Annotated in this window: 2 protein-coding genes; one reads left to right on the top strand and one right to left on the bottom strand. The window is 68.5% G+C overall.

All coding sequences use genetic code 11. The features are described from left to right. Positions 1 to 240: 240 nt before the first annotated feature. Positions 241 to 1,026 carry a 3-hydroxybutyrate dehydrogenase gene (locus G7A99_RS19515; RefSeq protein WP_040409164.1) on the bottom strand — a complete coding sequence of 262 codons (786 nt, stop codon included), beginning with the start codon at positions 1,024 to 1,026 and terminating at the stop codon, positions 241 to 243. 215 nt (positions 1,027 to 1,241) lie between these two features. Between G7A99_RS19515 and G7A99_RS19520 the strand changes: the two genes are divergently transcribed. Further along, on the top strand, positions 1,242 to 1,516 hold a 275-nt coding region (locus tag G7A99_RS19520; protein WP_305792342.1), incomplete at its 3' end, for an acetyl-coenzyme A synthetase N-terminal domain-containing protein.

The following is a 1,516-nucleotide window of genomic DNA, read 5'->3' on the forward strand; positions in this document are numbered from 1 at the left end:
CCCCTCTCCCGCAAGGGGAGAGGGGGGCGCGGCCGCAGGTCGGCTGCTCTGGGCAGCCGACATCCTCGCCACACCGGAAATGGACCGGTCGCCCGACCGCAGCCGACATTCGCCGGACGTGGGGGTGCTTCCGCACCGTGGGACAGGCGCCGCAGTCGTGTGACCTCTCGCGCCATCTGCGACGGCATGTCGCACACGGGCCCACGACCGTGCACGACCGACCGGATGGTGTCGCGTCCGCTACTGTGCGGTCCAGCCGCCGTCCACCGGCATGGACGCGCCGGTGATCTGGGACGCCGCGTCGGTGCACAGGAACGCCGCCAGCGCCCCGATCTGCTCGGGCTGGACGAACTGCTTGGACGGCTGCTTGTGGCGGACAAGCTCGATCTTGGCGTCGTCGATGGACAGGCCCTGCTCGTCGGCGATCTTCTGGATCTGCGCCTGGATGAGCGGGGTCTCCACCCACCCGGGGCAGATCGCGTTGCAGGTGATGCCGCGGTCGGCGTTTTCCAGGGCGATGACCTTGGTCAGGCCGACGATGCCGTGCTTGGCGGAGACGTAGGCGGCCTTGTTGACCGAGGCCACCAGGCCGTGGGCGGAGGCGGTGTTGATGATGCGGCCCCAGCCCTGGCGCTGCATGTGCGGCAGCGCGGCGTGGGCGGCGTGAAAGGCCGAGGAAAGGTTGATCGCGATGATAGCGTCCCATTTCTCCCGGGGGAATTCCTCGGTGGGGGCGGTGAACTGGATGCCGGCGTTGTTGACCAGGACGTCGATGCGGCCGAAGGCCTCGACACAGTCGGCGATCAGCGCCTCGACCTCCTCCGGCCTGCTCATGTCCGCGGGGTTGTAGCGCACGGTCACGCCGTGCTCCGAGGCGATGGCATCGGCGATCGCCCCGCCCTCCTCCCGCGGTTCGATACCGTTGATGACGACGTTCGCCCCGGCACCCGCCAGGCTTTCTGCGACCGCGCGGCCGATGCCGCTGGTGGAACCGGTGACCACTGCTGCCTTGTCTTTCAGAGTCATGATCCAGATGCTCCCGTCGTCTGATGAGGTGGGGACCGGCGCCCGATCCGGTGCTCATTATCGCAGTCTCCGCGCGCGCACTTGCAAGCGCCGCCGCTCGCCGGCTCCGCAGGCCGGCCCCTCCACTCGCATCGCCCGATCGGTTACGATCCCGGGTCGAGGCAGGAGCCGCCGCGAGCGCGGCGGGAAGACAGACAGATCAAGGATCACAAGCAATGAGCGCCGACTTCCCCATCGTACGAGAGCCCTCCGACTACGAGCTCCATAACAGCAGCATGGCGCATTACATTCGCTGGCTGGAGGAGCGTGGTTACGGGCCGTTCCCGGACTATCACGCACTGCACCGCTGGTCGGTGGCGGACATCGAGGCCTTCTGGGCGACGATCTGGGAGTACACCGGGGTGATCGCCTCGGCACCGTACGAGCAGGTGCTCGGCGCCCGGGAGATGCCCGGCGCGGAGTGGTTCCCCGGGGCGCGGCTGAACTTCGC

This window comes from Arhodomonas sp. KWT, assembly GCF_010993615.1.

Bases quoted from the DNA above. Each gene is read 5' to 3' on its own strand.
- G7A99_RS19515 (WP_040409164.1), bottom strand. From the start codon at position 1,026: ATGACTCTGAAAGACAAGGCAGCAGTGGTCACCGGTTCCACCAGCGGC.